We start from the raw sequence: 24,709 nt of genomic DNA, 5'->3' as shown, positions 1-24,709 counted from the left end.
TCCGCGCAGCCCCAGGCCGGCACGGGCAGGCAGCCCCAGGTCGGCACCGGCAAGCAGCGCCAACCAGGGGGCCGCGGTTGTGAGCCGCAAGGGGTGGGTGTTGGCTGACCCTATGAGTGCCAACGACCGCAAGGGGGCCGCGTCCACTGCCGCACCGGCCCCGACCTCGCCCGCGCAGATCCGCAACGTCGTGCTCGTGGGCCACTCCGGAGCCGGCAAGACCACCCTGTTCGAGCACCTCGTGGCCGCGGCCGTGCCCGGCTACCGCCCCAAGGACGACGGCGACGAGCGCTCGATCGGGTTGCAGGTCGCCGCCCTCCAGGTCGGCGACACGACGGTCAACCTGATCGACACCCCGGGCTACGCGGACTTCCTCGGCGAGCTGCGGGCGGGCCTGCGCGCCGCCGACGCCGCCCTGTTCGTGGTGTCCTCGGCCGACGGCATCGACGCAGCGACCGCCCAGCTGTGGCAGGAGTGCGAGGTCGTGGGGATGCCCCGCGGCATCGTGGTCACCAAGCTCGAGAACGGTCGGACCGCGTTCGAGGACACGCTCGAGCGCTGCCGCGAGGCGTTCGGGGACTGCCAGCCGCTCTACCTGCCGGTGGCGGGCGAGGACGGGTCCACGATCGTCGCGACGCTCGCGCTGCTCAGCCAGAACGTCTACGACTCCAGCGGCGACGAGCTCGCCGTCGTCGAGGCGACCCCGGAGCAGCGCGGGACGATCGAGGACGCTCGCGGGGCCCTGATGGAGGCGATCATCACCGAGTCCGAGGACGACACTCTGCTGGACCGCTACCTCGAGGGCGAGCAGGTCGAGCTCGACGTCGTCATCGGGGACCTCAAGAAGGCCGTCGCCGCCGGCACCTTCTTCCCGGTGATCCCGATCTCGGCGCACACCGGTGCGGGCCTGACCGAGCTGTTCGAGCTGTTCACCGAGTGCTTCCCGACGCCCGACCGGCACGAGCTGCGGGCGGTCACGACGCTCGACGGCGAGCCGACCGAGGCGCTCAACGGCGACCCGTCCGGCCCACTCGTGGCCGAGGTCGTCAAGACCGCGACCGACCCCTACGTCGGACGTGTCTCCGTCGTCCGGGTCTTCAACGGCACGCTGCGTCCCGACGACGTCGTGCACGTCTCGGGCCACCCCTCGACGTTCGCCGGCAAGGACGTCGAGGGCCACCCCGACCACGACTCCGACGAGCGCGTGGGATCGCTGTCCGCGCCCCTCGGCGACGACAACCGCCCCAAGAAGGTCGCGGTGGCCGGAGACATCGTCACCGTGGCCAAGCTGGCGCACGCCGAGACCGGAGACACCTTGTCCAGCAAGGAGACTCCCGTCGTGGTGGAGCCGTGGCTGCTGCCCGACCCGCTCCTGCCGGTCGCCATCCACCCGGTCGCCAAGGCCGACGAGGACAAGCTCGCCGCGGCGCTGCAGCGCGTGGTCGCCGAGGACGTCACCATGCGGATGGAGCACAACGCCGAGACCCACCAGGTCGTGCTCTGGACGATGGGCCAGGCACATGTCGACGTGCTGCTGGCCCGGCTGAAGGACCGCTACGGCGTCTCGGTCGAGGCCGAGCCGCTGCGGGTCGCGATGCGCGAGACGTTCGTCGCCCCGGTCAGGGTGCAGGGCCGGCACGTCAAGCAGTCCGGCGGCCACGGCCAGTTCGCCGTCTGCCATGTCGAGATCGAGCCGCTCGAGCGCGGTGCCGGCTTCGAGTTCGTCGACAAGGTCGTCGGTGGCTCGGTGCCGCGCCAGTTCATCCCCTCGGTCGAGAAGGGCGTGCGGGCCCAGATGGAGAAGGGCACCCTCGCGGGCTACCCGATGGTCGACATCCGGGTGACCCTCGTCGACGGCAAGGCGCACTCGGTGGACTCCTCCGACATGGCCTTCCAGACCGCGGGCGCGCTCGCGCTCAAGGAGGCCACGTCCGAGTCGACCGTCACCTTGCTCGAGCCGGTCGAGGCCGTGGACATCGCGGTGGCCGACGACTACGTGGGCGCGGTCATGGGTGACCTCAGCACGCGCCGGGGCCGGGTCATCGGCACCGAGCCCGCCGGCGCCGGCCGCACCGTCGTCCACGCCGAGGTGCCGGCGCAGGAGCTCACCCGCTACGCCATCGACCTGCGCTCGGTGTCGCACGGCACCGGATCGTTCACCCGCGAGCTGCTCCGCTACGAGCCGCTCCCGGCCCACCTCGCGAAGGCCCACCTCTCCTCCTCGTAGACCTCGCACCAGGCCTTGTTCCGTAGACCGACCCCGCCGCGCGGGCGTCCGACGCACCTGGGAAGGTTGACCCATGGAGCTCATCGTCATCCGCCACGGCCAGTCCGAGAACAACCGGCTCTTCGCCGAGACCGGGTCCCGGGTGGGCCGCACCCCCGACCCGGCGCTCAGCGAGGAGGGCGAGCTCGAGGTGGCGGCGCTCGCCGCAGGGCTCGCCGACGCGGGCATCACGCACCTGTACTCCGCCCTGACCCGCAAGTCGCTGCAGACCGCGTCGGCGCTCGCCGAGACCCTCGGGGTGCCCGTCGTGGGGCGCGCCGACCTCGGCGGTGTGGGCGGGCTCTACCAGATCCACGGGTCGACCTCGACGCGGCAGGCCTTCCCCGGCCTGACGCCCGAGGAGATGCGCGAGGCCTGCCCGGGTGTCCAGCTGCCCGACACGCTCACCGACGGCGAGCCGTGGGACGGCTCGTTCGAGCGCGAGAGCGACGCACCGGCCCGCGCGGGCGCGCTGATCGGCGAGCTGCAGGACACCCACGACCAGGACGACGTCGTGGCGGTCGTCACCCACCCGCACTTCGGTCAGCTGCTGCTGCAGACGGGCGTCGGCTTCCGCGGTGACGCCCGTGCGTTCGTGCTCGACACGGCCAGCGCGACCGCCGTCCAGCTCGGCGACAAGCCGGTGGCGCTCTACGTCAACCGCGTGTTCAGCGACCACCAGCCCGGTCTCTGACAGCCGCCCTCACACGGCGACGGGCACGTGCCGGGGCCCGCGGATGGTGACCGACCGGCGCCGGGTGACCGGGCCGACCCGGTGCAGCGTCGGCAGCCGCTCGGCGATGGTCCGCAGGGCACGGGTGGCCTCCATCCGCGCCAGCGGCGCGCCGATGCAGTAGTGGATGCCTCCGGAGAACGCCAGGTGCTCCCCGCGGGGGTTCCCGCCGAGCGGACTCCTGACTGCGCCCCCTCGGCGTAGCGGGTGATGTCGTAGCGCGCCGGGTCGGGGAACACGTCCGGGTCGCGGTTGGCACCCCCGATGAGCGTGAACACCCACTGGTCCTTGCGGACCGTCACGCCGCCGATCTGCTGGTCCTGGAACGCAATTCGCCCGGTCTCGTGCACCGGCGGGTCCCAGCGCAGCGTCTCCTCGACGCACGCCCCCGCGAGGTCGGGGTCGGCGCGCAGCAGGTCCCACTGGTCGGGGTGGGCGAGCAGGGCGAGTGCGGCATTCCCGATCAGGTTGACCGTCGTCTCGAAGCCTGCGACCAGCAGCAGCGAGCACAGCGGCGCAAGCTCCTCGGGCCGGATCCGGTCACCGCGCGCGGCGACGAGGGTGGAGACCAGGTCGTCGGCGGGCTCGCGCTCGCGCAGCGCGAACAGCCCCTCGAACATCGTCTCCAGCATGGCCACCGCCGCCATCACTTCGCGGGCGTGCCGCAGCGAGTGCAGCCCGTCGAGGGCGCTGCCGAGGGCGACGCCGTGCTGCTGGAAGGTGCGCTGGTCCTCCAGCGGCACCCCGAGCATCTCGGTGATCACGATGATGGGCAGCGGCGCGGCCAGGTCGTCCACCAGGTCGAAAGTGCCTCTGGCGCAGACGTTCTCGACGAGCCGGTCGAGCGTGCGGTCGACGAGGCCGGTGTAGCGCCCCATCATCCGCGGGCTGAACGCCGGTGCGGCCAGCCGGCGCAGCCGGGTGTGGTCGGGCGGGTTCTTGCCCAGGAACGACAGGTCCACGTCGGGCAGGTCGTCCGGGTGCGGCGTGCCCTCGACCCCGACGACCCCGAACGTCCGGCTGCGCAGCACCTCGCGGCACACGTGGTGGTCGACGGTCTGCCAGCTCCCCTGTCGGGTCGCCACCATCGGACCCCTCGCCCGCAGCTGCTCGTAGAGCGGGTAGGGGTCCGCGCGTCCCTCGCCCAGCCGCAGCCGGGCCCGCAGGTCGCCCCGCACCCGCCCGTCCCACCAGGTGCTCGCCCGCTCCCCGTAGAGCACCCGGGCGAGCATCACGCCCTGGGCCAGCTCGCTGTTGCGCATCCTTCTCCCCCTTGCCGCTCCGATCCGGCTGCCGGCGCTCCCATCCGCTCGCACCCCCAGGACAGCGTCACATCCTGGCCACGTCCGGGTCGCGCGCGGCGCGCCCGAAGGGCCACGGATGGTCGCTGAACACGATCTTCTCCTGGCCGTCGGAGGGGTCGACGTGCAGACCCCGGTCGACCAGCCCGAGCCGGGTGGCCGCCCGCCGGGAGGCGGCGTTGTGCTGGTGCACCCAGGCGACGACCGGTGCGTCGTCGTCGAGGGTGCGCGCGGCCTCGATGGCGGCGCGGGCCATCTCCACGGCGAAGCCCTGGCCGCGGGCGTGCGGCGCCAGCCGGTAGAAGACGTTCCACGCGCCGGTCACCTGGCGCTGGCAGCCACCGAGCCCGAGCAGCGCACCCTGGTCGGGGCGCAGCGGATCGGTCGTCGCGGCCTGGGTCGTCGGGAGCGGGCGCGCCTGGATCACCCAGTAGGACAGCCCGCCCTGCAGCCAGCGCAGCGCGGCCCGGTCCACCCAGGCCCCGGTCTGCGCGAGGTCCCGGTGCCGGGCGGCCGGGTCGTGGTCCCACGAGTGCGGGTCGGACTGGATCGCGTAGACCGCCTCGAGCTGGCTGCGGTCGACGGCGACCAGGTGCAGCCGCTCGGTGTCATGCACCCGGAAGTCCGCCCGCCCGGTCATGTCGGCCAGCTCTCGACCACCCGACGACGCGTGTCCTCGAGCAGGAAGGGCAACGCCTTGGTCTGCGCCACGATCGGCAGGAAGTTCATGTCGCCACCCCAGCGCGGCACCACGTGCTGGTGCAGGTGCGCGGCCACGCCGGCACCGGCCACCGCGCCCTGGTTCATCCCGAGGTTGAAGCCCATCGGCGCGCTCGCCGCCTCCAGCGCGCGGATCGCCTGCTTGGTCAGCGCCGTGAACTCCGCCGTCTCCTCGTCGGTGAGGTCGACGTAGAGCGGCACGTGCCGGTAGGGGCAGACCAGCAGGTGACCGGGGTTGTAGGGAAACAGGTTCAGCACCACGAAGCACAGCTCGCCGCGGTGCACGATCAGCCCGTCGGCGTCCGACTTGCCCGGCGCGGCGCAGAACGGGCAGTCCTCCCCCGCGTCCTCGCTCGGCCGCGCCCCCTCGATGTAGACCGCGCGGTGCGGGGTCCAGAGCCGCTCGAACGCGTCGGGCACCCCCGCGAAGTCGCCGGGCAGCTCGGTCGCCACGTCGTCAGCCATGGGTTGATCGTAGAACCCCCACCTCGCCCGGGCATCCGGCGGCCCTTCACCAGACGCCGATCCGCGAGATAGGTTGACCACCCGAGGTCGTCGTCCAAGGAGGCATCGTGAGCAACCAGCACAGCGATCAGCAGAGCAACCAGCACAGCGATCAGCAGAGCGACACCCAGGGCACCGACCCCTGGGCCGGGCTGGACTCCCCCGCCGCCCCCAACGCGAGCAGCTGGGTGGCCCAGCAGCTGGAGGCCATCGACCGGGCGGGCACCACGGACGCCGCCGAGATCAAGGGTCGTCCGGTCGAGGTGCTGACCATGCGCGGTGCGCGCTCGGGTCGCGTGCTGCGGGTGCCGCTGATGCGCGTGGAGCACGACGGGGTCTACGCGGCCGTGGCGTCCAAGGGTGGCGCCCCGGACAACCCGCAGTGGTACCACAACGTCGTCGCCGACCCCCACCTGCTGCTGCAGGACGGCACCACGACCAGCAAGGTGATCGCCCGCGAGATCCACGGGGCCGAGCGCGACGAGTGGTGGCCGCGCTGCGTGGCGGCGTTCCCCGACTACGCCGACTACCAGAAGAACACCGATCGCCTCATCCCGGTCTTCCTGCTGGAGCCGCCGGCGTAGGGACGGCGTCGACCCCCTAGGCTGCCTCTCGTGAATGCCTCGGTCTACGTCGCCTCGCCCGTAGGACACTCCGGCAAGTCCGCCGTGGTACTCGGCCTGCTGGACGCCCTCAACCGCTCCCACGCCAAGGTCGGGGTCTACCGGCCGGTGACCGCGAGCACGCCCGAGCAGGACACCGTGCTGCTCACCGCGCTCGCGTCGGCCTCGGCCGACCTGACGCCCGCGGAGGCCGTGGGGGTGACCTACGACGACGTCCACAACGACCCCGACGCGGCCCTGTCGCGCATCGTCGAGCGCTTCCACGAGCTCGAGCGGCGGTGCGACGTGGTGGTGGTCGTCGGGTCGGACTTCACCGACGTGGCGTCCCCGACCGAGTTCGCGTTCAATGCCCACATCGCCGCCAACCTCGGCTCCCCCGTGCTGCTGGTGGTCGGCGCCGACGGCCCCTCGACCGAGGACGTCGTCACGATGACCGAGCTGGCCCTGTGGGAGCTGCGCAGCAACGTGGCGACGCCCCTCGCGGTGGTGATCAACCGGGCGCCCGCCGACCAGCTCGACGCCATCCGGGCCGCCCTGGCCGACAACGAGATCACGTCCGACCTGCCGACCTACGTCATCCCCGCCGACCGCTCGCTCTCCTCCCCCACCGTCGCCGACCTGATGGCAGCCTGCCAGGGCCGGCTGGTCGCGGGTGACGCCGACCTGCTCGACCGCGAGGCCCTCGGCATCGTCACCGCCGCCATGACCATGCCCAACGTCCTGGACCGGCTGATCGAGCAGTCGCTCGTCATCACGCCCGGCGACCGCGCCGACGTCGTGCTCGGGGTGCTCCTGGCGCACCGCTCCACCGCCTTCCCCGCCATCGCGGGCATCATGCTCAACGGCGGCTTCGAGCTGCCGCCCCAGGTGATGCGACTCATCGAGGGTCTCTCCACGCAGGTGCCGATCATGGTGACGCACAGCGGGACTCACGACACCGCCGTCGCCGTCGCGGGTGTCCGGGGTCGGATGACCCCGAGCGCGCACCGCAAGATCGCGACCGCCGTGCGGCTGTTCAACGACCACGTCGACGTCGACGCGCTGCTGTCCGAGATCGCCGGCCCGCACGACTCGGTCGTCACCCCGCTGATGTTCGAGCACCAGCTGCTCGCGCGCGCCCGCGCCCTCGGCAAGCACATCGTCCTGCCCGAGGGCGAGGACGACCGGATCCTGCGGGCGACCGAGATCCTGCTGCGCCGCGGCGTCTGCCGGATCACCCTGCTCGGCAAGGAGGCCGACCTGCGCGCCCGCGCGAAGGTCATCGGTGTCGACCTCGGCGACGCGCAGATCATCGACCCGACCGACGAGAGCTACGTCGAGCGGTTCGCGGCGGAGTACGCCACGGCCCGCGCCCACAAGGGCGTCACCCTGGAGCAGGCCCGCGACCGGGTCACCGACCCGTCATACTTCGGCACCATGATGGTGCAGCTCGGTCTCGCCGACGGCATGGTGTCGGGGGCCGTCAACACGACGGCGCACACCATCCGCCCGGCGCTGGAGTTCGTCAAGACCGTGCCGGGCGTGAGCGTCGTGTCGAGCTCGTTCCTCATGTGCCTCAAGGACCACGTCGCGGTCTACGGCGACTGCGCGGTCAACCCCGACCCCAACGCGACCCAGCTCGCCGACATCGCCATCTCCTCCGCAGCGACGGCCGAGGCGTTCGACATCGAGCCGCGCATCGCGATGCTGTCCTACTCGACCGGCGGCTCCGGCACCGGCGCCGACGTCGACAAGGTGCGCGAGGCCACCGCCCTGGTGCGCGAGCGTCGTCCCGACCTGCTCGTCGAGGGGCCGATCCAGTTCGACGCCGCGGTCGACCCGAGCGTCGCCCGCTCCAAGATGCCCGACAGCGCCGTGGCCGGCCGGGCGAGCGTGCTGATCTTCCCCGACCTCAACACCGGCAACAACACCTACAAGGCCGTCCAGCGCACCGCGGGGGCCGTGGCCATCGGCCCGGTGCTGCAGGGGCTGCGCAAGCCCGTCAACGACCTGTCCCGCGGCGCCACGTTGCGCGACATCGTCAACACGGTAGCCATCACGGCGCTGCAGGCCGGCACGCCGACCGAGACCAGCCCCTCCAGCTCGCAGGAGTAGACACCATGCCCGCCATCCTCGTGCTCAACACCGGCTCGTCGTCGCTGAAGTACCAGCTCATCGACACCGACACCCACGAGAGCCTCGCCGGCGGACTCGTCGAGGCGATCGGTCTACGCACCGCCAAGATCCATCACCGCGGCTCGAGCGGCGAGGTCGAGGAGAGCTTCGACTGCCCGGACCACCGGGCTGCGCTCGCCAAGGCGATGACCATGTTCGACCGCACCGGGCCCCGCCTCGCGACCGCCGACGTGGTCGGGGTCGGCCACCGGGTGGTGCACGGCGGCGCGGAGTTCCAGGCGCCCGCCCTGGTCGACGACGCGCTGATGACCACCCTCGAGCAGCTGACCCCGCTCGCCCCGCTGCACAACCCGGCCAACATCGAGGGGCTCACCGTCGCCCGCGAGATGTTCCCGTCGCTGCCGCAGGTGGCGGTCTTCGACACCGCGTTCCACCAGACCATGCCCGACTACGCCTACACCTACGCCGTGCCCAAGCAGTGGCGCACCGAGCTGCGGGTGCGGCGCTACGGCTTCCACGGCACCTCGCACGCCTACGTCTCGCGCAAGGCCGCCGAGTTCCTCGGCACCGACCCGGCCGACACCAACGTCATCGTCCTGCACCTCGGCAACGGCGCCAGCGCGTCGGCGGTCCAGGGCGGGCGCAGCATCGACACGTCGATGGGGCTGACCCCGCTCGAGGGCCTGGTGATGGGCACCCGCTCCGGCGACCTCGACCCGGCCGTCCCCATGCACGTCAACCGCGTCGCCGGGCTCTCGCTCGCCGACATCGACAAGGCGCTCAACAAGGCCAGCGGCCTGCTCGGCCTCGCCGGCGCCAGCGACAACCGCGAGGTCGTCCGCCGTCGCGCGGCCGGTGACGACGACGCCCGCCTCGCCCTCGACGTCGTGACGTACCGGCTGCGAAAGTACGTCGGCGCCTACGCCGTCGCGCTCGGCCGGGTCGACGCGATCGTCTTCACCGGCGGCATCGGCGAGAACTCCAGCGAGGTCCGCGGCCCGGTCGTCTCGGGCCTCGGCATCCTCGGCGTCGAGCTCGACGAGGACGCAAACCTGGTGCGCTCCAAGGAGATCCGCGACATCGCCACCCCCGCCTCGAAGATCCGCGTCCTGGTGATCCCCACCAACGAGGAGGCCGAGATCGCCCGCCAGACCTACGAGCTCGTCTCGCAGTAGGCCTGTCAGAACAACGTCGAGGGCACCGTCAGCGCTGCCTCCACGACGGTGGACCCCACCGGGTGGGCACCGGCGCGGCGGGCGATGCCGGGCGCCGCCGACCCGAGCCCGGCCAGGTCACCGGTCAGCCGGTCCAGCCCCTCGGAGCCGGCCCAGCGCAGCACCTCGCGCAGCAGTCGACTCGCGATCCCCTGGCGGCGAAAGGTCGGCGACACGTAGAACGTGGTGACCGTCCCGTGCCGACCTCCCGCGGGTGCCGCGAGCGTCGGCAGGTCGTCGACCACCACCAGCTGGACCAGACCGACCGGGCGCTTGTCGATCTCGGCGAGGAAGGCGGGGTGTCGGTCGACGTCGCGCAGCCACGCGTCGGCCCATCGATCGAGGAACCCGGGGGCCGGGACCTCGCCGAGCTCACGGCCGAGCTGCAGGTGCAGAGCAGCCACGGCGAAGGCGTCGTGGGGCTTGGCCCGTCGCAGATCGACCGGGGTGCTCATGGCTGTCAGTGAACCAGAGGGGCCGCCCCTCGGCACCCGAAGAGACCCAACTGAGACGTCTCAGATGACGAACGCGCCCTGGTCACGCTGCGCGCCCGCGGGCATGGTGACGAGGTGCGACGCACCGCGGGGTCGCGCACGAGGAGAACCTCCTGACCCGAAAGGCGTTGCCATGAGCGACAACTCGTCCACCTGGGCGTTCGAGACCAAGCAGATCCACGCCGGGCAGGCACCGGACTCCCAGACCGGGGCGCGAGCGCTCCCGATCTACCAGACGACGTCCTACGTCTTCGCGGACGCCCAGACCGCGGCGGATCGCTTCGCGCTGAGCGACCTCGGGCCGATCTACACTCGCATCGGCAACCCGACCGAGCAGGCCGTCGAGGAGCGCCTGGCCGCCCTCGACGGTGGCGTCGGCGCGCTGCTGCTGGCGAGCGGGCAGGCGGCCACGACCTTCGCGATCCTCAACGTCTGCCAGGCCGGCGACCACGTCGTGTCCAGCGCCGCGCTCTACGGCGGGACGTTCAACCTGCTCTCCTCGACCCTGGCCCGGCTCGGGATCGAGACGACGTTCGTGGCGCCCGGCGACCTCGACGCGTGGAAGGCCGCGATCCGGCCCAACACCAAGCTGCTCTTCGGCGAGACGATCTCCAACCCCGACCAGCAGATCCTCGACATCGAGGGGGTGGCCGCGATCGCGCACGAGGCCGGGGTGCCGCTGTTCGTCGACAACACGGTGGCGACGCCCTACCTGCTGCGTCCGCTCGAGCACGGCGCCGACGTCGTGATCTACTCCGCGACCAAGTATCTCGGCGGTCACGGCACCTCCATCGCGGGTGCGCTGGTCGACGGCGGGTCGTTCGACTTCTACGCCGACCCCGAGAAGTTCCCCCAGTTCAGCACCCCGTCGGAGAGCTATCACGGGCTGGTGTTCGGTCGTGATCTCGGGGTCGGGTCCGCGTTCGGGGCGAACCTGTCGTTCATCCTCAAGGCCCGGGTAGAGCTCCTGCGCGACCTCGGGTCCGCCGTCTCGCCGTTCAACGCGTTCCTGATCGCGCTCGGCCTCGAGACCCTCAGCCTGCGGATGGAGCGGCACGTCGAGAACGCCGCCAAGGTCGCCGCCTACCTCGCCCAGCACCCGCAGGTGAGCGAGGTGTTCTACGCCTCGCTGGAGGGGTCGCCGGGCAAGGCGCTCGCCGACAAGTACCTCCCGAAGGGTTCGGGCGCCGTGCTCGGGTTCGAGATCGTCGGCGGCCTGGACGCCGGTCGCGCGTTCGTCGACGGCTGCGAGCTGCACAGCCACGTAGCCAACATCGGTGACGTGCGGTCGCTGGTCATCCACCCCGCCACGACCACCCACTCGCAGGGCTCCGACGAGGACCGGCTCGGCGCCGGCGTCACCCCCGGCCTGGTGCGCCTCGCCGTCGGCATCGAGCACATCGACGACATCCTCGTCGACCTGGACAAGGGGTTCGCCGCGGCTGCTGCGGCCGGCTCGTGAGCGAGGTGCAGGTCGCACCCCTCGAAGACGGTCAGCTGGCCCGGGCGCGCGAGATCTACCTCGAGGCGTTCCCCGAGTCCCCCATCCCGCACCGGGCCACCCGCCCTACCCGGTAATCCGCGCACCCTCGCGAGAGACGCGCACGAATCCGAGAGACGCCGCCCTCCCGACCCTGCGCACCCCACGCGTTCATGCGCACATCCCCAGCCTTCGCTAGCGTGGTGGGTGCCGCTCGACCGAGCGCACCGTCGGCACACGCGAGCAGGAGCAGTCATGGCACACGGCGACATCACCCACATCGACATCCCGGTCGCTGACACGGACCGGGCCAAGCAGTTCTACAGCACGCTGTTCGGCTGGCAGATCAACGAGATCCCCGGCTTCGAGGGCTACCCGATGTGGCAGGCCCCCAACAAGATCAGCGGCGGCGGGCTCGCGCCGCGCAGCGACGACTTCACCCAACCGCGGTCCTACGTCGAGGTGGACTCCATCGAGGACACACTGGCCAAGGTCACCGAGCAGGGCGGCACCGTCGTCATGGACAAGTCGCCGATCAGCGAGACGAGCTGGTGGGCGATCTTCACCGACCTCGACGGCAACACGGTGGGGCTCTACGAGTGCGTCACCGACGCCGGCTGAGCCTCGCCTCGACCTCGCCCGCCGAGGGGTTGCGCAGGACCTGGTCCCCGACCAGCACGGTCGGGGTGAGCTCGTTGCCGTCGTTCAGCGAACGCACCCGCGCGTTGGCGTCCTCGTCCTGCCACACGTTGACCCAGGTCACCCGCTCGTTCCTGCCCAGCGCCCGGAGCAGCCGCTCGCAGTAGACACAACCAGGCTTCCACAGCACCACGGCCCGGCCCTGGGCGAGCTGCTCAGTGGCCTGGGTCCACGACACGTGTGGCCCCGTGCGCAACGACCACCAGCCGTAGACCCCGGTGAGCGCCAGCGCGACCGCGCCCACACCCAGCCCCGCCGACACACCGCTGGAACGCCCCACCGCGACACCGGCCGCCACGGCCACCAGCGCCAGGGCGACCAGGCTCGCCTGCACCTGCCCCTTCACGACACCGACCCTAGGACCTCCCCGGCCGTGGGTCGAACGCTGAGACACTGGTCCGCATGCCGATCGTCAAGTCCCTCGTGCTGTTCGTCCTGGCCGCCCTCGCCGAGATCGGCGGGGCGTGGCTCGTGTGGCAGGGCGTGCGTGAGCACCGCGGCCTGCTCTGGGCCGGCGCGGGGGTCATCGCACTCGGGCTCTACGGCTTCGTGGCGACCCTGCAGCCCGACGCGAACTTCGGGCGCATCCTCGCGGCCTACGGCGGTGTCTTCGTGGCGGGCTCGTTGGCGTGGGGCATGGTGGTCGACGGATTCCGGCCCGACCGCTACGACGTCGCGGGCGCCCTCATCTGTCTTGTCGGCGTGGCCGTGATCATGTACGCCCCCCGGTCCGCCTGAGCGGGCCGACCCGGGAACCCTGAACGCGCTCCCCAACATTTGGACCCAGCACGTGAAGGGCACCGGTCTCTCACAAGCCAGGCGGTAGACCGCCGATCCGGGCCTGATGCCTCCTGACCCGTTCTGCAAAGTTCTCACAACCAGCCTTTCGCAAGTAGTGGGGCAAGCGCGCCTCAGGACGCCTCTTTGCCCAATAGTCCATCTGGCTCACCGTGACTGCCCGGACGAGGGTGGGGACAGTGTCGTCCACCAGGACGAAGAAGTCGTCCGGAGTGATCACCTCGTACGGCAAGCCCTCGCTGTCCGGATCGAAATCCCGGACATTGCTGGTTAGGAGAAAAGAAGCGTGACATCGGGTAGCTGCAGCGTGGACGTGTGCGTCGGCAGCATCCGATCCGGTGAAGGAACCGTCGACGACGAAGTCGTCCACCAGACCGCCTTCGAAGCTTCTCATCAAGAGTTGGCGTATGCGTCCGGTTTGCGCTGCATCCCAGTCCGGATAGCTCTTCCGCAGGTTGTGCACGACCTCGGCGAGCACATCTTCGGACCAGTACACACCATAGGGCGGAGGGGACGTCTCCAAGGCCATCAAGAAGAGCCAGTCCCGGAGCGTGCGGGAGTAGAGAACGTTGGCGTCGACGAAGACGCGCACCACCCCGAACCCCGACATGACCTCGACACTAGACAGTTGATCGAGGCCATGTCGGATGAATCAACTAGTCGTCGAGGATGCTGCGCAACTCATCGAACGCTGCCCGCTGTCGCGCCCTGCGAGCTTCGATGAATGCCGTGACGTCGGCGGACGCGAGTCGCGTGTGCGTCCCCACCTTGTGGGCCGGCAGCTCACCGTCCCGGATCATGCGCATGAGCGTGGGTCGAGAGACGCCCACCATGGCCGCTGCCGTCACCGTAGTGACCTCGGCCGGGATGGCCGTCACAGTCACGGTCGATCCTCGGGCCACCGCCTGCAGCACCTGCTGAAGAAGCACGCCGATCTCACGCGGCAGGGGTGTCATCTCGTGATTGTGATGTCCAGCCGACAGGACACCCTGGGGGCCCACGATCTGCTGCAGGACGCCCTCAGCCTGGCGAGCATCCTCCTCGGTCGTGAGAAGACGGTTGGTGACGGGAGTGGACATGACATCTCCAACGGTTCGGGTCCCACGAGCCTACGTGGGTTGCACTTATATCTGCAATGCCCTTACGAATGTGGTTCACCTCATCGGCCGAGCGGCACCTCGGTCGTGAGGCGGCCCAGCTTGTGCGGGTTTCGGACGCAGTAGATAGCGCTGACCCGCCCCTCGTCCAGGCGCACGGTGACGATCGTGTCCAGCTCGCCGGCGAACCTGAAGCTCAGGCCCCGGCCGCCGTTGACGGCGACGGCCGCGGCCCGACCGGTCGCGTCCTGCGGCACCACGCCGGCGATGAAGCGCAGCACCTTCTCGGTGCCGTGGATGGCCCGAAGGGCGGCCTTCTTGACCCCTCCCCCGTCGGTGATCAGCACGACGTCGGGGGCGAGGACGTCCATCAGCCCCTGGAGGTCGCCGGTGGCCACGGCGGCGACGAATCGCTCCATCACCTGCTCCTGGCTCGCGCCCTCGACAACGCCGCGCGGCCGCCGGGCGTGCACGTGGCCACGCGCCCGGTGGGCGATCTGGCGCACGGCGGCCGGGGACTTGTCGACGGCGGTCGCGATCTCGTCATACGGCAGGTCGAAGACCTCCCGCAGCACGAACACCGCGCGCTCGGTCGGCCCGAGCGTCTCGAGCACGAGCAGCATCGCGGTCGAGACGCTGTCGGCCAGCGCGACGTCCTCCGCCACGTCGGGTGCGGTCAGCAGCGGCTCGGGCAGCCACGGTCCGACGTAGGTCTCGCGGCGCCGCGCCAGGGTGCGAATCTGGTTGAGCGCCAAGCGAGTCGTGACCTGCACCAGGTAGGCGCGCGGATCACGGATGGTGGTGAGGTCTACGGGCTTCCAGCGGAGCCAGACCTCCTGCAGCACGTCCTCGGCGTCCGCCGCGGACCCCAGCATCTCGTAGGCCACGGTGAACAGCAGGCTCCGGTGCGCCAGGTAGGGGTCGGTCGGGTCCCGCGGCTCGGCGCTGGTGCTCACGAGGACGAGGCTACGGGCTGCGGGATCTCGCAGGTGTCCGAGAAGCCCTGGCTGCTCACGCCCGCGGCGTGGTTGAAGCGCGCATACATGTTCTCCAGCGCCACCACCTGGGTCAGCTCCACCACGGCTGGTGCACCGAGGGACTCCACGAGCCCCGCGACCATCTCGTCGGTCACCGTCAGCGGGGTCTGGGTCATGGCGTCGGCGTACTCCAGCACCGCCCGCTCGACCGGCGTGAACACCGCCGACTCGCGCCACCGACCGACCTCGCGCAGCTTCGCAAGATCGAGCCCGTCGTGCTGCGCGAGGTAGTAGCCGTAGTCGACGCACCAGCTGCACCCGACCACGCCGGCCGTCAGCACCTGCGCGTAGGACGCGAGCTGCCGGTCGAGGGTGTGCCACCGCTGCGCCTTCATCGAGAACGACGTGACCGCGCGGAGCACCGGTCGGTTGTGGAAGTAGACATACATGCTGTCCGGGATCTCCCCCGCGAACATCCGCTTGGAGACCTGTCGCAGAACCATCCCGTAGAGGCCGGTGATCTCGGCCTTCGGGATCCGGAAGGTGCTGGTGCTGGGCATGGTGCCGCCTCTCGTCGTGGTGTCTTGCGTTGTCCTTCTCCCTGTAGACACCGCCCGCACCGGGCGTGTGACAGCCCAGCTGGTGGAAGGATGACGTCATGGTGCGCAGCGCGCAGGAGACGACGGCGTTCGAGGCGGAGCGTCCTCGCCTCGTGGGGCTCGCCACCCGGGTGCTCGGGGACGCTGCAGAGGCCGAGGACATCGTGCAGCAGGCGTGGCTGCGTCTCGACCGGTCCGACACCGAGATCGACAGCCTGCCCGCCTGGCTGACCACCGTCACGACCCGGCTGTGCCTGGACCGGCTGCGGGCGCACACGCCCACGCCCGTCGCGGACGAGCACCTGGAGAGCCAGGATGCCGGGCGGGCCGGTACGTCAGTGCCCACCTCTGCGGCCGCGGCTGACCCCGCCCACGGCGTAGAGCTCGCCGAGACCGTCGGGGTCGCACTGCAGGTGGTGCTCGACCAGCTCACCCCGAGCGAGCGGGTGGCATTCGTGCTGCACGACACCTTCGGCTTCGAGTTCGCCACGATCGCAACGATGCTCGACACCAGCCCGGCGGCCGCCCGCAAGCTCGCGTCGCGGGCGCGCACGAAGGTGCGAGCCGCGCGTCCTCGCGACCAGCTCGCCGACTGGGAGGTCGTCGACGCCTTCCTGGCCGCGGCGCGGGGCGCCGACTTCGGGCGCCTGCTCGAGCTGCTGGCGCCGGACGCAGTCATCGGGGCGGACCCCGCGGCCGTGCTCGCCGGGACCCCCGAGCGCATCGAGGGCCGCGAGGCCGTTGCCACCTTCTTCAACGGCGCAGCGGCCGCGGCGCTCCCGGTGCTCGTGGCCGACCGCGCCGGTGCGGCGTGGTTTTACCGCGGCGCGGCGCGGGTGGTCTTCGACTTCGCGATCGCGGACGGCGTGGTGACGCGCATCGACTTCCGCGCCGACGCGGACGTGCTCGCGAGTGTCCGACGACGGCAGGACGGCGGGCATGCCTGACCTGGTCGAGCAGATCCGGGCAGCCCTGGCCCACGGGTCCGACCCTGAGCGGGCAGCCGGCCAGCAGCGCTACATGAAGTCCGCGATGCCCTACCGAGGACTCACCTCACCGCAGCTGCGCACGACGCTGCGCCCGATCATCGGCGACCCGGACCTGCGGCTGGCCACCCGCGCCGAGTGGTCGTCGACCATCGAAAGGCTTTGGCACGAGGCGGAGTTCCGTAAGGAGTGGTACGCCGCGATCGCCGTCGCCCGTGCCCGCCCCTACGACCGCTGGGTCGACTCCGACTCGATGCCGTTGTGGCGCAGCATGATTCACTCGGGTGCGTGGTGGGACGTGGTCGACGACATCGCCACCCACCTGGTCCGATCCGTGCTGGTGCGCGAGCCGGAGGTGGAGCGAACTCGGTTGCGGGAGTGGGCAGCCGACGACGACCCGTGGGTGCGTCGCGCCGCGATCATCGCTCAGGTCGGCCTGCGTGACGACGTCGACCAGGCGCTGCTCAGCGACGTCATCGAGGCCAACCTCGCGGACCGGGACTTCTTCATCCGCAAGGCGATCGGCTGGGCGCTGCGCGACCACGCGCGGGTCGAGCCCGAGTGGGTGCGCGCCTTCGTGGGCGCGCACCCCGAGCTCTCGGGGCTCTCCCGACGCGAGGCGCTCAAGCACCTGTAGCGCACGGTCTACGGAGCGGTGGGTGCGGTGGTGACCTGAGCCTTAGACTCGATCGCGGCCACGATGTCGTCGATGGCCTGGTCGACCGGGACGCCGTTGCGCTGCGAGCCGTCGCGGTAGCGGAAGGACACCGCGCCCGCGGCCTTGTCCTCCTCGCCGGCGATCAGCACGAAGGGCACCTTCGACTTCGAGGCGGTGCGGATCTTCTTGGGGAAACGGTCGTCGGAGTAGTCGACCTCGGCCCGAATCCCCTTGCGCCGCATGCGGTCTGCGATCTCCTTCAGGTAGTCGGCGTACTCGTCGGCGACCGGGATGGCGAGCACCTGAACCGGCGAGAGCCACACCGGGAACGCACCGGCGTAGTGCTCGACGAGCACGCCCATGAACCGCTCGATCGACCCGAACTTGGCCGAGTGGATCATCACCGGCTGCTTGCGCGTGCCGTCCGCCGCCTGGTACTCCAGGCCGAAGCCGGCCGGCTGGTTGAAGTCGTACTGGATCGTCGACATCTGCCAGGTGCGGCCGATCGCGTCACGCGCCTGCACCGACACCTTGGGGCCGTAGTAGGCGGCGCCGCCTGGGTCGGGCACGAGCTCGAGCCCGGACTCCAGGCACACCTGCTCGAGGACGCGCGTCGCCGTCTCCCACTGCTCGTCGGAGCCGATGAACTTGCCCGCCTTGGCGCCCTCGGTCTCGCGCGTGGACAGCTCGAGGTAGAAGTCGTCCAGGCCGAAGTCGCGCAGCAGTCCGAGGATGAAGTCGAGCAGGTGCTTGATCTCGGCAGGCGCCTGCTCCTCGGTGACGTAGGAGTGCGAGTCGTCCTGGGCGAAGCCGCGCACCCGCGTGAGGCCGTGGATGACGCCGGACTTCTCGTAGCGGTAGACGTGCCCGAACTCGAAGAGCCGCAGCGGCAGCTCGCGGTAGGACCGACCGCGCGAGCGGTAGATCAGGTTGTGCATCGGGCAGTTCATCGCCTTGAGGTAGTAGTCCTGCCCCGGCTTGGTGACCTCACCCTCGGCGTTGCGCTCCTCGTCGACGTGCAGCGGCGGGAACATCGTGTCCGCGTAGTAGGGCAGGTGCCCCGAGGTGTGGAAGAGGTTCTCCTTGGCGATGTGCGGCGTCCCGACGTACTGGAAGCCCTCCTCGATGTGCCGACGGCGGACGTAGTCCTCCATCTCGCGCTTGATGATCCCGCCCTTGGGGTGGAACACCGGCAGGCCGGAGCCGATCTCGTCGGGGAAGGAGTAGAGGTCGAGCTCGGACCCGAGCTTGCGGTGGTCGCGCTTCTCGGCCTCGGCCAGGCGGTCGAGGTAGGCCCGCATCTCCTCCTTGGACGGCCACGCCGTGCCGTAGAGGCGCTGCAGCTGCTGGTTGCGCTGGTCGCCACGCCAGTAGGCGGCAGAGGAGCGCATCAGCGAGAAGGCGTTGCCGATCAGCTTGGTGCTGGGCAGGTGCGGCCCGCGGCACAGGTCACCCCAGGCGCGCGACCCGTCGCGCCGGACGTTGTCGTAGATCGTGAGCTCGCCGGCCCCGACCTCGACGCCGGCCCCGGCCTCCTCGTCGTCGTGCGACATGCCGCCCTTGAGCCCGATCAGCTCGAGCTTGAACGGCTCGTCGGCGAGCTCGACCATCGCGGCCTCGTCGCTGACGACCCGCCGCTCGAAGGTCTGACCCTCGTTGATGATGCGCTGCATCACCTTTTCGAGCTGCTTCAGGTCCTCGGGCGTGAACGGCTGGTCGACCTGGAAGTCGTAGTAGAACCCGTCCTTGATGGGCGGCCCGATGCCCAGCTTGGCGCTCGGGTTGACCTGCTGCACCGCCTGGGCGGCGACGTGGGCCGCGGAGTGGCGCAGGACGTTGAGGCCGTCCTCGCTGGCGATGTCCACCGGCTCTACGGACTGACCGTCCTCGAGCACGTAGGTGAGGTCCTTCAGCTCCCCGTCCACCCGGGCTACGACGACGCGCTTGTCGCCGCCGAACAGGTCGGCCGCGGTAGTGCCCGCCGCGACCGATCGCTCGCTTCCGGCGATGGACACGGTAATCTCGGCTGGCACGGTGGGACTCCTTGGTTGCAGGTAGGTGGCTCGTTCTTCGAGCCACTCACCAGCCTATCCGCCCCCGCGCACGGGAACCGACAGCATTACGCGGGCGAGCGCCCGCAGCGAGCTTTCCGACGCGCCGGCTAGCCCTCAGCTGCGGCTGCAGACACCGCGGCCTGCAGCTCCCCCATGGAGCCGGTGCGTCGAGCGTCCCCACCGTGGAGCTGATAGGCAGAGCCTGCTGGCCGGTGATGACGAACTCGCCCGTGGACGTGCCTGGGTGCCACATGAAGGGGCTGAGGTACAGGACGTAGGTGTGCCCCTGCTGGAGGACGGGATAGTCGGCCCCTGGATCCGTGCCCAGGGTCCGGACCTTCACCGTCTCGGTCTGGACCGCTCCTTTGCGGACCTTCTCAACCCTGACGTCGTAGAGCGGCACCGTCGCACCCGTAGCGCCGTCCTCGTCCGCGCGCACCATCTGCGGTGGACCCGTGACCGTCCCCCGGACGATGAGCGAGGAGTCGCGCGAGGCCTCGGAAAGAGTGGAGTAGACCGTGGTGACGCTGTGGTCGGACCCGCCTTCGGCGCCCTGCGGGGACGTACCGTCGCCGGAGCAGGCGGCCAGTAAAAAAGGCGCTCACGATCACACCCGCAACGCTGAGCTTCATGGCGCCTCACCCTGCCCCTGAGACCCGCACGACAACCGGACGGATCAAATCTACGCCGCCACAAGTGCGGCCGCGCTAGTCGATGACGACGACGTCGCCCACGAGGACGTCCCCTGTGCGGACGACCTCGGCGTAGAGCCCGGGGCACTCGCTCGGCTGGCGTCCGAGGCGGACGACGACGTCACCGATGTGCATCTCGTGGCCCGTGGCGCGACGGAGGGTCTCGCTCGGCACGTCGACCACCAGGTTGCTGCGGGGCTCGTCATTCATCATGTCTTCGCTGCTCGTGACCAGCAGCGCGCGCTTCTTGGGGCGGTCGCCGATGACGCCGCACGCCGTGACCGTGCCCTGGTTGAGCCGGCGTCCAGGAGCGTCCTTGACGGGGAAGACCTGGATGCGCTCGAGGCGGTACCGAAGCACCTGAGGAGGGACCATGGCACCAGCGTCGCGCACGCCTCACCTCGGCGGCAAACTCGACGTGGCGCGCGCCTCACGGACTCCCTCGTCGCCGAGTTCCACGGGCCACCCAGCACCGACGAAACCCCGCAATACCGGGCTAGCACCCCTACGCGCCCTCTGTTCGGGACTGCGTCTCGGGTCGCTGCGCCACGGTGCTGCTCAACGTCTCCCTGCTCCGGATCCACCGGCCGGCCACAGGGTAGATGCACCCCGCGACGTACATGGCACGGTCGAGGTCGGACAGCAGATCCCGTCGGTGGATGGGTTCATGATGCGCAGCTCGGTTCCTGAGGAAGTTGATCTGCTCGACGTGCCCCTCCAGCAGACGCTGCGTGGTGCGAGCATCCCCCTCAGCGCCGGGGAATGCTTTGACGAGGGCGGGGATCCACAGACTGGTCAGGTATCGCTTGCTCATGAGGAATCGCCAGAAGCCGAGGTTCAGCTCGGCAACGACGTGACCGCGCGTGGCGCTTCGTCGACCTCGGCTGGCTCGCTCCCGGGCCTGCCTGACGTCCTTGCGAGCGCGATGGTCCAAGGGAGCGTCATCCAGCCAGTCGGACCACCCCTTCGCCTCGCCGAGGACGGCCATCTCCCGGTCCAGAGCGTTCCGGAGGACGACCTCAACCATCGCGGACAGGGAAACGGCCGCGGCCGAGGCCTCGATGTTCCACTCGTAGAGAGCAAATGCTGGCTCCCGTTCCCCGTTGGCGGCCCGGAAGTAGGAACCGAGCCGCTCCTCAGTCAGGAGCCACTCCAGGCGCTCATAGTCGACCGCTTCGTCAGGTTGGTCTGGCAATACCCCGACTCCCTCGGTATAGTTTCGTCTCGAAGACCCCGGAACGATCCCTGGCCCAGCCACATCGCCGGGGTTTCGTCTTGCTCGATGGCTAGGCTGACGTCCCTTCGGGCGCATAGCGTGGCTCGCCACCGTCAGCCTAGCCATCGACTCAAACTCACAAGACCTTGTCCCGATCCCCGCCTGTGGCAGGTGCACGGCCACATAGAAGAAGCCCGAGACTCTGCCTTTCCGCAGAATCTCGGGCCTCTTGGCTGGTGGACGTGAAGGGACTCGAACCCCTGGCCTCTCGCGTGTGAAGCGAACGCTCTAACCAACTGAGCTACACGTCCAGCGTTGCGGGTGAGCGCAACTCCGCAAGGGTACCGGCCCGGGGGCGCCGGATGCCAATCGGCCACGCCGCCCGACGAGTTCAGGCCGGCCTGGCCGGCAGGTGCCTGCGGAAGAACTCCTCGACCCGGTGCTCCATGACGTCGGGCAGCCAGTTCGGGACGCCGGACCACCACACGTAGAGCGCGAGTCCCGTCGCGATGCCGAGGGCCGTCATCGCCCCACCGAGGAAGCGCCAGAAGGCGGGCAACGTCAGGACCCAGGCCTCCCAGCGGCGCAGCAGCAAGAAGCCGCGGTCGCGCAGCCGCTCGGCCCACGGAAACACCTCGGACCAGATCGCCACACCGCAGAACACGATGAGCCAACCCGGTCCGGGGAAGGGGACGAGGATCAGCCCGATCACCACGACGACGAAGCCGAGCACCACCACCACGCCCCGGTAGAGCAGGGACGTGCGTGGGTCGGTGCGCCAGCGGGTGCGCTGGGCGTGCCAGCGCTCGCGACGGGTGCGAGCCTCACCTCGAGGGTGCGCGTCCGGGCGATGCACGGAGCTCCTTGCGGGTCAGGCCGCCCGGACGCCGGACGGCCTCAGTTCTTGAACGCGTCCTTGGCCTTCTCGCCGGCCTGCTTGAGGTCGGCGCCGGCCTGGTCCGTGCGGCCCTCGGCCTCGAGGCGCTCGTTGTCGGTCGCCTTGCCGGTGGCCTCCTTGGCCTTGCCCTGCAGGTCCTGGGCGGCGTTCTTGATCTTGTCGTCGAGTCCCATGGTTCTCCTTCAGGTTGTGGGCTGGCTGGATCACCATCCCGGTGTGGCTTCCCTACCCTGCCACACCCCCGGTCAACCATGCTGCTTAGCAGAATGGTCATGGATCGAGGTCCTGGCGAGCACGCTCGGTGAAGATCTCACGCGCCCGGCGCGACACCGGACCAACCACCAGCTCGCGGTCGTCGACGCGGTGGATCGGCAGCACGTCCTTGGTCGTCGAGGTGATGAACACCTCGTCCACCTCCTGTAGACCGTGCAGCGGCAGCGCCTCCTCGCGCACCTCGATCCCGGCCTCGCGGCACCAGGTGATGGTGAGCTCACGGGTGATGCCGAGCAGCAGCCCCGAGTCCGCCGGCGGCGTGACGATCACCCCGTCGGTCGACGACGGCACGACGAAGATGTTGGACCCGGTGCACTCGCACAGCTCGCCGCGGGTGTTGGCGAAGACCGCCTCGATGGCGCCCTGGCTGGTGGCCTCGCGCAGCGCGAGGACGTTGTCGGCGTAGGACAGGGTCTTGAGGCCGACCGTCGCGGACCGCTCGTTGCGGGTCCACGGGACGGTGACGAGGGCGCCTGACTCGGGCGGACGGTCTACCGGGCTCGCGGCGACGACGATCGTCGGATGCGGCGGACGCAGGCGCAACCGGTCCGAGCCCAGCGGCCCCAGCCCGGCGGTGACCCAGTAGCGCAAGCGGCCGAACTCGATCGTCGGCCCCGCCTGCGGGCTGAGGACCGCAGCGATCCCCGCGTCGAGGGCGTCGAGATCGGGCGGGGAGCCCGAGGCCGGCCAGCGAGCGGGCGAGCCGGGCGTGGTGGCGCGAGAGCGCGAACGGCGCTCCGTCGACGATCTTGGCCACCTCGAACGCCCCGTCACCGACCGTGCTGCCGTGGTCGAGCGCGCTGACGCTCCCGGCCGTGGCCGGGACCAGCTCTCCGTCGACCCAGAGCCGGACGTCGTCGGAGGCAGTCATGGCCTCAGCCTGCACCGAAACCGTTTTGTGACAAAGCTGCCGCGCCGGGCCAACTGACTAGTAGGGTTGGGCTAGCAGGGCCCCCTCGCATCGTGCGGGCCCTCCGGTCCAGACCAGGCCGATTCACTCCCCGATTGATCGAGGAGCTCCGATGCCAGAGACCAACCGCCCGCCTACCCTTTCCCCCGCCGAGGCATCTCTACCCCCCACCGGCAGCACGGAGCCCGAGACCACGACCCAGGCGCCGCGCACGCGGGCCAGCCACGGTCCGTTCGGGCCCGGCGAGGCCGAGCTCCTCCTCACCGGCGTGCACGACCTGCCCGCCGACGAGCGCGGTCGGATCTACCAGCGCGTCGTCAACGCCTACCTCCCCTTCGCGCGCGGTCTCGCGTCGCGCTACCGCTTCCGTGGCGAGCCGAGTGAGGACCTCGAGCAGGTCGCCAGCCTGGGCCTCGTCCTCGCGATCGTGCGGTTCGACCCCTCCAAGGGCGCGACCCTCGCGGACTTCGCCGCCCCGACGATCACCGGTGAGCTGCGCAAGCACTTCCGCGACCGGTGCTGGCTGGTCCGCCCGCCGCGCCGGCTGCAGGAGCTGCGCCCGCGCCTGCGCGAGGTGCAACAGGAGCTGGAGCAGTCGCTGCGACGCCAGCCCACGCTCGACGAGGTGGCCGACACCCTCGGTGTGCCCGTCACGACGATCGCCGAGATCGAGCGCGCCGCCACGGGCTACGAGCCGGTGTCCCTGGAGACCCCGCTCGGCTCCGCCGCCGACGCGGCCACGCTCGGTGAGATCCTCCCCGACGCCGAGGACGACCTGAGCCGCCTCGTCGACCAGATCACCGTGCACAGCCTGCTGACCTGCCTCACCGACCGGCAGCGGCGGATCGTCCAGCTGCGCTATTTCCAGGAGAAGACCCAGCAGGAGATCGCCGACGAGCTCGGCGTGAGCCAGGTGCAGGTGTCGCGACTGCTCAGCCAGATCCTGGCCCGGCTGCGTGAGGCCGCCGAGACCGTCGGTGAGCAGTGCCCCAACGGCGACTGCTCGTGCGAGGGCAACGTGTCCGAGCACGCCCGGTCGCCCGCCATCGCCTAGTCGAGATTGCTTGCAGCATAACGCAATCGGCCCCCACCAGATGGTGGGGGCCGATGTCTTGTGGTGGGCGATACTGGGTTTGAACCAGTGACCTCTTCCGTGTCAAGGAAGCGCGCTACCGCTGCGCCAATCGCCCGTGAAGAAAGGGGCGCGAGCGAACTCGCGCCCCTTTCACCTGAGCGGACAACCGGGCTCGAACCGGCGACCTCAACCTTGGCAAGGTTGCGCTCTACCAACTGAGCTATGTCCGCGCGCACGGTCTCCCGCGCGACACCCAACTCTAGCCCACGCCAAGGGACTTCCACAAAACGCCGAGCCCGTAGAACCAGCGGCAGAACCGGACGCCGC

Annotated in this window: 26 protein-coding genes and 3 tRNA genes; 11 read left to right on the top strand and 18 right to left on the bottom strand. The window is 70.4% G+C overall.

The window, feature by feature from the left end; all coding sequences use genetic code 11:
- Positions 1-112 precede the first annotated feature (112 nt).
- Positions 113-2,227 (top strand): elongation factor G-like protein EF-G2, encoded by a 2,115-nt coding sequence (locus MM440_RS12535; RefSeq protein ID WP_241444661.1) that lies wholly within the window; start codon positions 113-115, stop codon positions 2,225-2,227.
- A gap of 73 nt (positions 2,228-2,300) precedes the next feature.
- Positions 2,301-2,960, top strand: coding sequence for a histidine phosphatase family protein (locus MM440_RS12530; RefSeq protein WP_241444659.1), 660 nt, complete (start codon positions 2,301-2,303; stop codon positions 2,958-2,960).
- On the opposite strand, the gene MM440_RS12525 is transcribed toward MM440_RS12530, so the two are convergent.
- The 3 genes from MM440_RS12525 to MM440_RS12515 form a co-directional block, all read right to left on the bottom strand.
- Entirely contained in the window at positions 2,918-4,261 is a 1,344-nt protein-coding gene (locus tag MM440_RS12525; RefSeq protein WP_241444657.1) for a cytochrome P450, read from the bottom strand. The genes MM440_RS12530 and MM440_RS12525 overlap by 43 nt on opposite strands.
- Positions 4,262-4,328: 67 nt before the next feature.
- Positions 4,329-4,940, bottom strand: coding sequence for a GNAT family N-acetyltransferase (locus MM440_RS12520; protein ID WP_241444655.1), 612 nt, complete (start codon positions 4,938-4,940; stop codon positions 4,329-4,331).
- The gene (locus tag MM440_RS12515) at positions 4,937-5,485 is read right to left on the bottom strand and encodes an HIT family protein (RefSeq protein ID WP_241444654.1); all 549 of its coding nucleotides are present in this window, start codon (positions 5,483-5,485) and stop codon (positions 4,937-4,939) included. Before MM440_RS12515 ends, MM440_RS12520 begins: the two co-directional genes overlap by 4 nt.
- 107 nt (positions 5,486-5,592) lie before the next feature.
- On the opposite strand from MM440_RS12515, the gene MM440_RS12510 reads away from it, so the two are divergent.
- From MM440_RS12510 to MM440_RS12500, 3 genes are read left to right on the top strand one after another with little or no spacing between them, the layout of a single operon-like run.
- Positions 5,593-6,108, top strand: a complete 516-nt coding sequence (locus MM440_RS12510) for a nitroreductase family deazaflavin-dependent oxidoreductase (RefSeq protein ID WP_338155658.1) — start codon at positions 5,593-5,595, stop codon at positions 6,106-6,108.
- A gap of 30 nt (positions 6,109-6,138) precedes the next feature.
- The gene (pta, locus tag MM440_RS12505) at positions 6,139-8,241 is read left to right on the top strand and encodes a phosphate acetyltransferase (RefSeq protein WP_241444652.1); all 2,103 of its coding nucleotides are present in this window, start codon (positions 6,139-6,141) and stop codon (positions 8,239-8,241) included.
- A 5-nt stretch (positions 8,242-8,246) separates the two neighbouring features.
- Positions 8,247-9,437, top strand: coding sequence for an acetate/propionate family kinase (locus tag MM440_RS12500; RefSeq protein WP_241444650.1), 1,191 nt, complete (start codon positions 8,247-8,249; stop codon positions 9,435-9,437).
- Positions 9,438-9,442: 5 nt separating this feature from the next.
- Here MM440_RS12500 and MM440_RS12495 read toward each other — a convergent pair whose 3' ends face one another.
- Positions 9,443-9,931: a GNAT family N-acetyltransferase gene (locus MM440_RS12495; RefSeq protein ID WP_241444649.1), complete on the bottom strand. Its 489-nt coding sequence runs from the start codon at positions 9,929-9,931 to the stop codon at positions 9,443-9,445.
- A 172-nt stretch (positions 9,932-10,103) separates the two neighbouring features.
- On the opposite strand from MM440_RS12495, the gene MM440_RS12490 reads away from it, so the two are divergent.
- Both MM440_RS12490 and MM440_RS12485 read left to right on the top strand, forming a co-directional pair.
- A complete protein-coding gene (locus MM440_RS12490; RefSeq protein WP_241444648.1) occupies positions 10,104-11,432 on the top strand; it encodes an O-acetylhomoserine aminocarboxypropyltransferase/cysteine synthase family protein in 1,329 nt (442 codons plus the stop codon).
- Positions 11,433-11,705: 273 nt separating this feature from the next.
- Positions 11,706-12,071 (top strand): VOC family protein, encoded by a 366-nt coding sequence (locus MM440_RS12485; RefSeq protein ID WP_241444647.1) that lies wholly within the window; start codon positions 11,706-11,708, stop codon positions 12,069-12,071.
- On the opposite strand, the gene MM440_RS12480 is transcribed toward MM440_RS12485, so the two are convergent.
- Positions 12,055-12,495: a glutaredoxin domain-containing protein gene (locus tag MM440_RS12480; RefSeq protein ID WP_241444646.1), complete on the bottom strand. Its 441-nt coding sequence runs from the start codon at positions 12,493-12,495 to the stop codon at positions 12,055-12,057. The two genes, MM440_RS12485 and MM440_RS12480, sit on opposite strands and share 17 nt — an antisense overlap.
- A 56-nt stretch (positions 12,496-12,551) precedes the next feature.
- On the opposite strand from MM440_RS12480, the gene MM440_RS12475 reads away from it, so the two are divergent.
- Positions 12,552-12,887, top strand: a complete 336-nt coding sequence (locus MM440_RS12475; protein WP_241444645.1) for a YnfA family protein — start codon at positions 12,552-12,554, stop codon at positions 12,885-12,887.
- Positions 12,888-12,957: 70 nt separating this feature from the next.
- Here MM440_RS12475 and MM440_RS12470 read toward each other — a convergent pair whose 3' ends face one another.
- From MM440_RS12470 to MM440_RS12455, 4 genes are all read right to left on the bottom strand, one after another.
- A complete protein-coding gene (locus tag MM440_RS12470) occupies positions 12,958-13,557 on the bottom strand; it encodes a PIN domain-containing protein (protein WP_241444644.1) in 600 nt (199 codons plus the stop codon).
- Positions 13,558-13,603: 46 nt separating this feature from the next.
- Complete coding sequence (locus MM440_RS12465; RefSeq protein ID WP_241444643.1) at positions 13,604-14,026, bottom strand: helix-turn-helix domain-containing protein; 423 nt, start codon at positions 14,024-14,026, stop codon at positions 13,604-13,606.
- 80 nt (positions 14,027-14,106) lie between these two features.
- Complete coding sequence (locus MM440_RS12460) at positions 14,107-15,000, bottom strand: RNA polymerase sigma-70 factor (protein WP_338155657.1); 894 nt, start codon at positions 14,998-15,000, stop codon at positions 14,107-14,109.
- Positions 14,997-15,581, bottom strand: a complete 585-nt coding sequence (locus MM440_RS12455) for a carboxymuconolactone decarboxylase family protein (RefSeq protein ID WP_241444642.1) — start codon at positions 15,579-15,581, stop codon at positions 14,997-14,999. Before MM440_RS12455 ends, MM440_RS12460 begins: the two co-directional genes overlap by 4 nt.
- A gap of 98 nt (positions 15,582-15,679) precedes the next feature.
- Between MM440_RS12455 and MM440_RS12450 the strand changes: the two genes are divergently transcribed.
- Positions 15,680-16,567: a sigma-70 family RNA polymerase sigma factor gene (locus MM440_RS12450; RefSeq protein WP_241444641.1), complete on the top strand. Its 888-nt coding sequence runs from the start codon at positions 15,680-15,682 to the stop codon at positions 16,565-16,567.
- Complete coding sequence (locus tag MM440_RS12445) at positions 16,560-17,243, top strand: DNA alkylation repair protein (RefSeq protein WP_241444640.1); 684 nt, start codon at positions 16,560-16,562, stop codon at positions 17,241-17,243. The genes MM440_RS12450 and MM440_RS12445 overlap by 8 nt, the downstream gene beginning before the upstream one ends.
- Before the next feature lie 8 nt (positions 17,244-17,251).
- On the opposite strand, the gene thrS is transcribed toward MM440_RS12445, so the two are convergent.
- From thrS to MM440_RS12410, 7 genes are all read right to left on the bottom strand, one after another.
- Positions 17,252-19,297 carry a threonine--tRNA ligase gene (thrS, locus tag MM440_RS12440; RefSeq protein ID WP_241444639.1) on the bottom strand — a complete coding sequence of 682 codons (2,046 nt, stop codon included), beginning with the start codon at positions 19,295-19,297 and terminating at the stop codon, positions 17,252-17,254.
- Between the two features lie 728 nt (positions 19,298-20,025).
- Positions 20,026-20,385, bottom strand: coding sequence for a hypothetical protein (locus MM440_RS12435; protein WP_241444638.1), 360 nt, complete (start codon positions 20,383-20,385; stop codon positions 20,026-20,028).
- Positions 20,386-20,515: 130 nt separating this feature from the next.
- Positions 20,516-21,205 (bottom strand): hypothetical protein, encoded by a 690-nt coding sequence (locus tag MM440_RS12430; protein ID WP_241444637.1) that lies wholly within the window; start codon positions 21,203-21,205, stop codon positions 20,516-20,518.
- Between the two features lie 255 nt (positions 21,206-21,460).
- Positions 21,461-21,537: transfer RNA gene (locus tag MM440_RS12425), tRNA-Val, on the bottom strand.
- Between the two features lie 80 nt (positions 21,538-21,617).
- Positions 21,618-22,082 carry a PGPGW domain-containing protein gene (locus tag MM440_RS12420; protein ID WP_241444636.1) on the bottom strand — a complete coding sequence of 155 codons (465 nt, stop codon included), beginning with the start codon at positions 22,080-22,082 and terminating at the stop codon, positions 21,618-21,620.
- 41 nt (positions 22,083-22,123) lie between these two features.
- A complete protein-coding gene (locus MM440_RS12415; RefSeq protein WP_241444635.1) occupies positions 22,124-22,297 on the bottom strand; it encodes a CsbD family protein in 174 nt (57 codons plus the stop codon).
- A gap of 97 nt (positions 22,298-22,394) precedes the next feature.
- Positions 22,395-23,171 (bottom strand): aminotransferase class IV, encoded by a 777-nt coding sequence (locus MM440_RS12410; protein WP_338155656.1) that lies wholly within the window; start codon positions 23,169-23,171, stop codon positions 22,395-22,397.
- 248 nt (positions 23,172-23,419) lie between these two features.
- Between MM440_RS12410 and MM440_RS12405 the strand changes: the two genes are divergently transcribed.
- Positions 23,420-24,361 (top strand): sigma-70 family RNA polymerase sigma factor, encoded by a 942-nt coding sequence (locus MM440_RS12405; RefSeq protein ID WP_241444633.1) that lies wholly within the window; start codon positions 23,420-23,422, stop codon positions 24,359-24,361.
- 61 nt (positions 24,362-24,422) lie between these two features.
- Here the strand turns inward: MM440_RS12405 and MM440_RS12400 are convergent.
- Positions 24,423-24,497 (bottom strand) — tRNA-Val (locus MM440_RS12400).
- A 42-nt stretch (positions 24,498-24,539) separates the two neighbouring features.
- Positions 24,540-24,612: transfer RNA gene (locus MM440_RS12395), tRNA-Gly, on the bottom strand.
- Positions 24,613-24,709: the final 97 nt, after the last annotated feature.

This window comes from Arsenicicoccus piscis (genome assembly GCF_022568835.1).
In the GTDB taxonomy this organism is placed as follows: domain Bacteria; phylum Actinomycetota; class Actinomycetes; order Actinomycetales; family Dermatophilaceae; genus Arsenicicoccus; species Arsenicicoccus piscis.
Note: the sequence above shows the minus strand (reverse complement) of the source record. Positions and strands in the feature narration are given on the sequence as shown.

What these genes read in the sequence shown, in the direction of transcription:
- MM440_RS12485 (WP_241444647.1), top strand. Translation starts at nt 11,706, where the DNA reads ATGGCACACGGCGACATCACCCACATCGACATCCCGGTCGCTGACACG.
- MM440_RS12470 (WP_241444644.1), bottom strand. Translation starts at nt 13,557, where the DNA reads ATGTCGGGGTTCGGGGTGGTGCGCGTCTTCGTCGACGCCAACGTTCTC.
- MM440_RS12495 (WP_241444649.1), bottom strand. Translation starts at nt 9,931, where the DNA reads ATGAGCACCCCGGTCGATCTGCGACGGGCCAAGCCCCACGACGCCTTC.
- MM440_RS12465 (WP_241444643.1), bottom strand. Translation starts at nt 14,026, where the DNA reads ATGTCCACTCCCGTCACCAACCGTCTTCTCACGACCGAGGAGGATGCT.
- MM440_RS12445 (WP_241444640.1), top strand. Translation starts at nt 16,560, where the DNA reads ATGCCTGACCTGGTCGAGCAGATCCGGGCAGCCCTGGCCCACGGGTCC.
- MM440_RS12455 (WP_241444642.1), bottom strand. Translation starts at nt 15,581, where the DNA reads ATGCCCAGCACCAGCACCTTCCGGATCCCGAAGGCCGAGATCACCGGC.
- MM440_RS12475 (WP_241444645.1), top strand. Translation starts at nt 12,552, where the DNA reads ATGCCGATCGTCAAGTCCCTCGTGCTGTTCGTCCTGGCCGCCCTCGCC.
- MM440_RS12535 (WP_241444661.1), top strand. Translation starts at nt 113, where the DNA reads ATGAGTGCCAACGACCGCAAGGGGGCCGCGTCCACTGCCGCACCGGCC.
- MM440_RS12405 (WP_241444633.1), top strand. Translation starts at nt 23,420, where the DNA reads ATGCCAGAGACCAACCGCCCGCCTACCCTTTCCCCCGCCGAGGCATCT.
- MM440_RS12530 (WP_241444659.1), top strand. Translation starts at nt 2,301, where the DNA reads ATGGAGCTCATCGTCATCCGCCACGGCCAGTCCGAGAACAACCGGCTC.
- MM440_RS12415 (WP_241444635.1), bottom strand. Translation starts at nt 22,297, where the DNA reads ATGGGACTCGACGACAAGATCAAGAACGCCGCCCAGGACCTGCAGGGC.
- MM440_RS12435 (WP_241444638.1), bottom strand. Translation starts at nt 20,385, where the DNA reads ATGGTCCCTCCTCAGGTGCTTCGGTACCGCCTCGAGCGCATCCAGGTC.
- MM440_RS12525 (WP_241444657.1), bottom strand. Translation starts at nt 4,261, where the DNA reads ATGCGCAACAGCGAGCTGGCCCAGGGCGTGATGCTCGCCCGGGTGCTC.
- MM440_RS12500 (WP_241444650.1), top strand. Translation starts at nt 8,247, where the DNA reads ATGCCCGCCATCCTCGTGCTCAACACCGGCTCGTCGTCGCTGAAGTAC.
- MM440_RS12490 (WP_241444648.1), top strand. Translation starts at nt 10,104, where the DNA reads ATGAGCGACAACTCGTCCACCTGGGCGTTCGAGACCAAGCAGATCCAC.
- MM440_RS12515 (WP_241444654.1), bottom strand. Translation starts at nt 5,485, where the DNA reads ATGGCTGACGACGTGGCGACCGAGCTGCCCGGCGACTTCGCGGGGGTG.
- MM440_RS12520 (WP_241444655.1), bottom strand. Translation starts at nt 4,940, where the DNA reads ATGACCGGGCGGGCGGACTTCCGGGTGCATGACACCGAGCGGCTGCAC.
- MM440_RS12450 (WP_241444641.1), top strand. Translation starts at nt 15,680, where the DNA reads ATGGTGCGCAGCGCGCAGGAGACGACGGCGTTCGAGGCGGAGCGTCCT.